The 7,186-nt window shown below is 42.5% G+C and carries 6 protein-coding genes and 1 rRNA gene; all 7 read left to right on the top strand.

Annotated elements, in window-relative coordinates:
* Nucleotides 1–20 precede the first annotated feature (20 nt).
* A 5S ribosomal RNA gene (gene rrf / locus G458_RS0119925) occupies nucleotides 21–132 on the top strand.
* 434 nt (nucleotides 133–566) lie between these two features.
* Nucleotides 567–1,211, top strand: a complete 645-nt coding sequence (locus G458_RS0119920) for a hypothetical protein (protein WP_245579305.1) — start codon at nucleotides 567–569, stop codon at nucleotides 1,209–1,211.
* A gap of 70 nt (nucleotides 1,212–1,281) precedes the next feature.
* Nucleotides 1,282–3,711, top strand: a complete 2,430-nt coding sequence (locus G458_RS0119915; protein WP_026953463.1) for a heavy metal translocating P-type ATPase — start codon at nucleotides 1,282–1,284, stop codon at nucleotides 3,709–3,711.
* 1 nt (nucleotide 3,712) lies between these two features.
* Nucleotides 3,713–3,901, top strand: coding sequence for a cbb3-type cytochrome oxidase assembly protein CcoS (ccoS, locus tag G458_RS0119910; RefSeq protein WP_026953462.1), 189 nt, complete (start codon nucleotides 3,713–3,715; stop codon nucleotides 3,899–3,901).
* Nucleotides 3,894–6,026, top strand: a complete 2,133-nt coding sequence (ccoN, locus tag G458_RS0119905; protein WP_026953461.1) for a cytochrome-c oxidase, cbb3-type subunit I — start codon at nucleotides 3,894–3,896, stop codon at nucleotides 6,024–6,026. The genes ccoS and ccoN overlap by 8 nt, the downstream gene beginning before the upstream one ends.
* Before the next feature lie 11 nt (nucleotides 6,027–6,037).
* A complete protein-coding gene (locus G458_RS0119900) occupies nucleotides 6,038–6,220 on the top strand; it encodes a hypothetical protein (protein ID WP_026953460.1) in 183 nt (60 codons plus the stop codon).
* The gene (locus G458_RS21250; protein ID WP_035468562.1) at nucleotides 6,217–7,137 is read left to right on the top strand and encodes a cbb3-type cytochrome c oxidase N-terminal domain-containing protein; all 921 of its coding nucleotides are present in this window, start codon (nucleotides 6,217–6,219) and stop codon (nucleotides 7,135–7,137) included. Before G458_RS0119900 ends, G458_RS21250 begins: the two co-directional genes overlap by 4 nt.
* The last annotated feature ends 49 nt before the right edge of the window (nucleotides 7,138–7,186 follow it).

The raw sequence follows: 7,186 nt of genomic DNA, 5'->3' as shown, positions 1-7,186 counted from the left end.
GATCACTGCATACTTACAAATTAGGCGGCCTAGCGCAGGGGTCCCACCTCTTCCCATCCCGAACAGAGAAGTTAAGCCCTGCAGCGCCGATGGTACTGGGGTTACACCCGGGAGAGTAGGTCGCCGCCACATTATTCAAGCCTCAGCCTTACCGCTGGGGCTTTTGTGTTTTATACCAAATAGCAAATGGCAAATAGCAAATGGCAAATAGCAATAGGCAAGTAGCTAGGCTTTATAAGTTCTTTTTTGATTTCTGAGTGCAATCAATTAATCCTTTCTATAAAATTTGCTCGTCGATCTTGGATACATTGGTATGCATAAGTAATGCGATTCTATTTCTCAATATTTCGGAAAATTTCTCCTTACGAGAATTTTTGGAAGATTTAAATTCGTAATCTGGAGTTCTTTTTAGTATTCTCTAAATTTCTAAGGACTTTAAAATTTAGCTTTAATTTCTCCACTTAATTTTTATTCATTCTTTAACCTATTATTGTTTTTCAAACCTGACATTTATCATATTCTTCACTGGATTCTATCACCTGTAAGCTTTTAGCCGATATATACCTTTGGCTATTCTCTTACAAGAAATGGAAGTCAAAACCAAGCAGACGTATAAGTTCGAATTACCGGAGTCCTTGCTTCAGGAGTTTCATGGGCAATCTTTGGATTCTTCTTTTAAACCCGCTCAAAAGGAATCCGGAGTTCAAATAGGCCAAGACACATCACTTTTTTCCGTCGATTTATATAAAACTCTGGACTGGCTGCATTCTCATGAATTGCCAAAACCCTTGGAAAAAGAAGTCTGCCCAGTTCCGGTTTTGCTTTATGTACCAAAATTCAGCACTGAACATCTTCTTTTTCACTATGACGGGACTCCTAATTCGGCAAGGTTGATCAGGAATTTCATCAGCTTATTCGAAAATCTTATTTCAGAGAGTAAGGCAACTATCATTTCTCCGAGCTTTATTCCTAAATCCAAAATCAGGGAAGAGCAGGAGATTATTCAATTGGTTACATCTAATACCAGGGAGACGAGTTTCATCAAATTCAATTTTTCCAGGATCGGAGACTTTTGGTCCTATGGAGTAAAGCACCAATGCACCCTTTTGGTGACTTCGAAAAATTACCAATCCGACTTGGCTAAGGTCCTTTTCCACTTTTATAAAGGAGAAATCTGGAGTGATAAACTTTCATTTTATCTCTCATTATAATTTGAGCCAAATGATTTTGATCATGTTTTTTCAAGCTTTTACTAAATAAATTTAAAAGAAAGTCATAGTGATGGGAGTAAGTGTACAAACAGAAATTCCAAGTAAATGCTACCACTGCGGGGAAGATTGTACTCATGATTCTCTAATCTTTGATGAGAAAAAATTCTGCTGTCAGGGGTGCAAGTTGGTCTATGAGGTCCTTTCCCAAAATGATCTCTGCGATTATTATACTATAGAATCCAACCCTGGAAAAAGCCAAAAAAACACCAATTCCCAAAAAAACCGATTTGATTACCTCGAGGATAAGGAAGTCGAAAATCAACTATTGGACTTTAAAAATGAGCAGGAAAGCCATGTGACTTTTTATGTTCCGCTGATCCATTGCGCCTCTTGCATCTGGCTTTTGGAGAATTTGTTCCAGATCAATTCAGCTATTACCGGGAGCCGGGTCGACTTTATAAAGAAAAAGGTCCAGGTTAAATTTTTACATGACCGAATCAGCCTTAAGGAAGTTGTGGTCTTGCTCTCTACGCTAGGGTATGAGCCCAAAATCAATCTTTCAGATCTAGACCAAAAAGAAAAACCCAGTATTGATCGTAAAACTCTCACCAAGCTGGGAGTGGCCGGTTTCTGCTTTGGCAATATGATGCTCTTCAGTATGCCGGAGTATTTTTCCGAGGCAAAGCTTTTGGGTGATGGCTTCAAAGGTCTTTTCGATTACCTCAATGTAGTCTTGTCCCTGCCCATCGTTTTCTATGCTGCCAGTGATTATTATGTCTCAGCATGGAATTCTATCAGACAGCGTAAAATCAACATGGATGTTCCCATCGTTTTAGGGATCATTGCTTTTTTCTTGTATTCTCTTTGGGAAATTTTCCTCCAAGGAAATGCGGGATACATGGATAGTTTGGGAGGACTTTTGTTTTTCCTCCTTTTAGGCAAGGTATATCAGCAGAAAACTTTTGCCACACTGGAATTTGACCGCGATTACAAGGCATACTTTCCAGTTGCAGTCACGAGAATGAATAAGGATCATGAAGAAGTTATTCCATTGATTAAACTTCAAGTTGGGGATGTGATTTTGGTAAGGGATGAGGAGTTAGTTCCAGCAGATTCCATTTTATTGAGCGAGCGGGCGAATATCGATTACAGTTTTGTGACGGGAGAGGAGGTTCCTGTTCCCAAGCAAAAAGGTGAATTAGTTTATGCTGGTGGAAGACAAAAGGGAGACCCTATTTTCTTGACCGTTCAAAAGTCACCATCCCAAAGCTACCTAACCGACCTCTGGAATAATGAGTCCTTCGAAAAGCCCAACAAAAAACTTCTTGAGCCATTGGCAAATCGAATCAGCGGAGTTTTCACATGGACTGTATTGACGATAGCAGTGGCAGCTTTTGTTTTTTGGTTCGGGAGAGATCTCAATTTGGCTGTCAAGGCATTTACGACGGTTTTGATTGTAGCCTGTCCATGTGCCTTGTCCATGTCCACTCCTTTTACTCTGGGAAATACTTTGAGGATTTTTGGAAAGGGCAAGTTTTACCTGAAAAATGCCTCCGTTGTAGAAAGATTGGCCTTAGTCGATACCGTCATTTTTGATAAAACCGGTACACTTACTGACCCTTCAAATGCCAGCATACAGTATTTCGGAGAGGTGCTTTCTCCTGAAAGCAAATCAATTGTGAAAGCTTTGGTAGAGAGATCTACCCATCCATTAAGTAATAGAATTAACCTTTGGTTGGGTAAAATAGGAAGTGCTAAGCTTGATCAATATCAAGAACTCAAGGGCTTGGGATTGACAGCCGAGTACAAAGGCCAAAGTATCAAGCTTGGATCTTCTGAACTTACCAAGTCCATTATAAAAGAGCTCCCTAACACTGGGAATCTGGTTTTCTTAAGTGTGGAAGACACCACTCTGGGATATTTCCATATCCAATCTGGTATTAGAAAAGGTGCCACTGAAGTGACACGAACATTAGCTCCTTCTTATGAACAGCACATACTTTCAGGAGATCATGCCCATGAAAGAGATTATCTAAGCCAATCTTTTTCTCCTCAGATCCAATTCAATTTCAATCAAAGTCCCATGGAGAAGTTGAATTATCTAAAGAAACTCAATTCACAAGGGAAAAATACGCTGATGGTCGGTGATGGTCTGAATGACGCAGGTGCGCTTCAGGAGAGCCAAGTCGGTGTAGCTATCACGGATCGGGTGAGTCATTTTTCACCTGCAAGCGATGCGATTTTGGATGCTGAAGTGTTTGCCAAAATCCCGAGTTTTTTGGCCTTCGCCAAAGACAGCCGAAAAATCATCAAAGCCAGTTTCGCCTTAAGTTTTCTATACAACATTGTCGGTTTGACTCTGGCTGTTCAGGGATTATTGAGCCCAGTACTATGTGCCATTCTGATGCCTGTCAGTAGTATTTCAGTGGTAGTGTTTACTACCCTTGCCACCAATTTTGTGGGTATCCGCAAAGGATTAATCACCTCTAAACAAAGCTAAAATGGAAGTAATCTTTGTCCTAATAGCCGTCAGTTTGGTTTTGGCCATCACCTTTCTTATCCTCTTTTTCAGGGCTATGAAAGACGGTCAATTTGACGATGGCTATACACCCTCGATAAGAATATTATTCGAAAACCAGCCTAAAAAATCAATTAAAAATCAACCAAAAAAATCCAAGTCCTATGAATGATGTTACTTTGGAACGGTTCCATTATGACAATAAAATTGTCAAATACTTTGGAGCTGCTACGATTATCTGGGGCCTAGTCGGGATGTTGGTGGGGCTTATTGCCGCTACCCAGCTTTTCTGGCCAGAGGCTAATATGGGCAATCCCTACACCACCTTTGGTAGGATTCGTCCTTTGCACACCAATGCCGTGATTTTCGCTTTTGTCGGAAACGCCATCTTTGCAGGGGTTTATTACTCCATGCCGAGATTGCTTAAGACCCCGATGTGGAACAAGGCCCTGAGCTGGTTCCATTTCTGGGGATGGCAGCTCATCATTTTAGCCGCGGCGATTACTTTGCCCTTGGGGATCACCACTTCTAAGGAATACGCAGAATTGGAATGGCCCATTGACATTGCGATTGCCTTGGTTTGGGTAGCCTTCGGAGCCAATATGATCGGAACTTTAATCAAGAGAAGAGAGCGTCACATGTATGTGGCTATCTGGTTCTACCTGGGTTCCTTCGTGACGGTTGCTATATTGCATATTTTCAACTCACTAGAGCTTCCGGTTTCTTTCTTTAAAAGCTATTCAGCCTACGCTGGTGTGCAGGATGCTTTGGTACAATGGTGGTATGGACATAATGCAGTGGCATTCTTCCTGACTACTCCTTTCTTGGGGTTGATGTACTACTTTTTGCCTAAAGCAGCGAACAGACCAGTTTATTCTTACAAACTTTCCATTGTCCATTTTTGGTCTTTGATCTTCATTTACATGTGGGCAGGTCCGCACCATTTGCTTTATACTGCTCTTCCTGAATGGGCTCAAGTATTGGGAACCGTGTTCTCGGTAATGTTGATTGCACCTTCTTGGGGCGGTATGGTGAATGGTCTTTTGACTTTGAGAGGAGCATGGGATAAAGTTCGGCAGGAGCCGGTATTGAAATTCATGGTGGTGGCTGTTACTGCTTACGGGATGGCGACTTTTGAAGGCCCGATGCTTTCTTTGAAAAATGTAAATGCCATCGCCCACTATACGGACTGGATTGTAGGTCACGTACACATCGGTGGTTTGGGATGGAATGGATTCTTGACTTTTGGGATGCTGTACTGGATGTGGCCTCGATTGTTTAAAACCAGCATTTATTCTCAAAAATTAGCGAATACCCACTTCTGGTTAGGCACCCTTGGCATTGTGTTCTATGCACTCCCGCTGTATGTTTCTGGCTTGACTCAGTTTTTAATGCTGAAGGAATTCAATGAGGCAGGTCGATTGGCTTATCCGAACTTCTTGGAAACGGTCATTCAAATTGTTCCTATGTATGTTCTAAGAGCACTCGGAGGTCTTTTGTACTTGTCAGGTGCGGTAATCATGATGTATAATATGTGGATGACTTCTAAGCAGGGTGTTTTCCAAGAAACCGAGGAAGACCAAGCTCCGGCACTTGTCAAAGCCTATAATCCTAAAGGTGAATTCTGGCACAGAGCCTGGGAAAGAAAGCCTGTTTTCTTCACCATTTTAGCAACGATTGCAGTTTTGATTGGAGGCGTGGTTGAAATCATCCCAACCATTTTGGTCAAATCCAATGTGCCTACCATCAGCTCAGTGAAGCCTTATACTCCTCTGGAATTAGAAGGCCGTGACCTTTACATCGCCAATGGTTGTGTGGGATGTCATTCCCAGATGATTCGTCCTTTCCGTTCTGAAACCGAACGCTATGGAGAATATTCCAAAGCTGGTGAATTTGTCTACGATAGACCATTCCTGTGGGGATCTAAGCGAACTGGTCCTGATTTGCATCGCGTAGGAGGAAAATACCCAGACAGCTGGCATTATCACCATATGGTCGAGCCATCTTCTATGTCTCCGGGATCTTTGATGCCACCATATCCTTGGATGGCTACCAACGAATTGAATATTGCCGACCTTCCTGCCAAAATCAGGACTCTTCAAAAACTGGGGGTTCCTTACCCTGAAGGCTTTGATCAGCAAGCAGAGGCAGATTATGCAGCGCAGGCGGCGAAGGTGGTCGCCAATCTCAAGGAAGCCGGAGTCGAAGTCGCTCCAAATACCGAAATCGTCGCTTTGATTGCTTATCTCCAGCGTCTAGGTACTGATATCAAACAAAGCACAGCTACAACCAAATAAATCCTAAAGCCATGTATAAAGAAATTCTCAGATCTATAGAAAACGTTGAGATCTATCCGATTATCTCTTTGATCATCTTCGTGGTCTTCTTTGTAGGAATGTTTATTTGGGTGATCCGTGTACCCAAAACCTACGTGGATCATATGAAATCACTTCCCATGGATGAGCACGAATCAACCCCAATCCAGCCATGAAAAAATTAATTGCAATACTAAGTTTATTGGGATTGACCGGTATTCCGGCATTTTCCCAAACCGCAGAATCCAGTTGGTACACTACCTTGAGTAGTATGGATTCTTCCCAGCTTACTTTGTTGGTAATTCTGGGTGTAGTCTTGATCGTCATTGTCCTATTACTGGTCTTAATGATATATCTGATGTCCTTCATGGCTACTGTTCTTCGGAAGGAAAACCCTGAGCTGGCGGATGAGCCATCTTGGTGGGAATCTTTCAAGGAAAGATGGGTGACTGGTAAATTGGCAGATGTAGGCAGTAAGGAAGAAAAAGCCAAAGTCATGTCTGACCATTCTTACGATGGCATTACCGAACTGGATAATTTCATGCCTCCTTGGCTTCAGTGGGTGTTTATCGGTACCATAGCTTTTGGAGTAATCTATTTCGTGAATTATTCGGTATTAGGAGTGGGACCCACTGGGGTAGAAGAATACGAAGAGGAACTCAGATTAGAGGCATTGGCTGCAGAGGCCAGAAAAGCCAGCATGCTTGCAGGAATCGATGAAAACACTGTAGTTTTTGACGAGGCAGGTTTGCCAGCAGGAAAGACCATTTTTGAGACCAACTGTGCAGCCTGTCATGCTGCCGATGGAGGAGGAGGAGTCGGTCCCAATCTTACCGATGCCTACTGGATTCACGGAGGTTCTATTCAAGATATATTCGCAGTTGTGAAAAATGGGGTGGTAGAAAAAGGGATGATCCCTTGGCAAGACCAGTTGAGCCCAGAAGAAATGCAGCAAGTATCTTCTTTTATCCTTTCCCTAAAAGGAACAACCCCTGCCAATCCAAAAGAAGCTCAAGGAGAGCTTTATTCAGATTCGGCTGCTGATCCTGCTCCGGCAGCTGACAGCACCGCAGTGATTGCATCAATTCAATAAGTTCAATGGGTCGGAGGTGTTGTAGCTTCCGACCCTGATTTCAATTTTT

Source organism: Algoriphagus mannitolivorans DSM 15301, from assembly GCF_000429425.1.
Taxonomy (GTDB): domain Bacteria; phylum Bacteroidota; class Bacteroidia; order Cytophagales; family Cyclobacteriaceae; genus Algoriphagus; species Algoriphagus mannitolivorans.
Note: the sequence above shows the minus strand (reverse complement) of the source record. Positions and strands in the feature narration are given on the sequence as shown.

Excerpts from the sequence above, each read along its gene's own strand:
- G458_RS0119915 (WP_026953463.1), top strand. The coding sequence starts at position 1,282 with ATGGGAGTAAGTGTACAAACAGAAATTCCAAGTAAATGCTACCACTGC.
- ccoS (WP_026953462.1), top strand. The coding sequence starts at position 3,713 with ATGGAAGTAATCTTTGTCCTAATAGCCGTCAGTTTGGTTTTGGCCATC.
- ccoN (WP_026953461.1), top strand. The coding sequence starts at position 3,894 with ATGAATGATGTTACTTTGGAACGGTTCCATTATGACAATAAAATTGTC.
- G458_RS0119900 (WP_026953460.1), top strand. The coding sequence starts at position 6,038 with ATGTATAAAGAAATTCTCAGATCTATAGAAAACGTTGAGATCTATCCG.
- G458_RS21250 (WP_035468562.1), top strand. The coding sequence starts at position 6,217 with ATGAAAAAATTAATTGCAATACTAAGTTTATTGGGATTGACCGGTATT.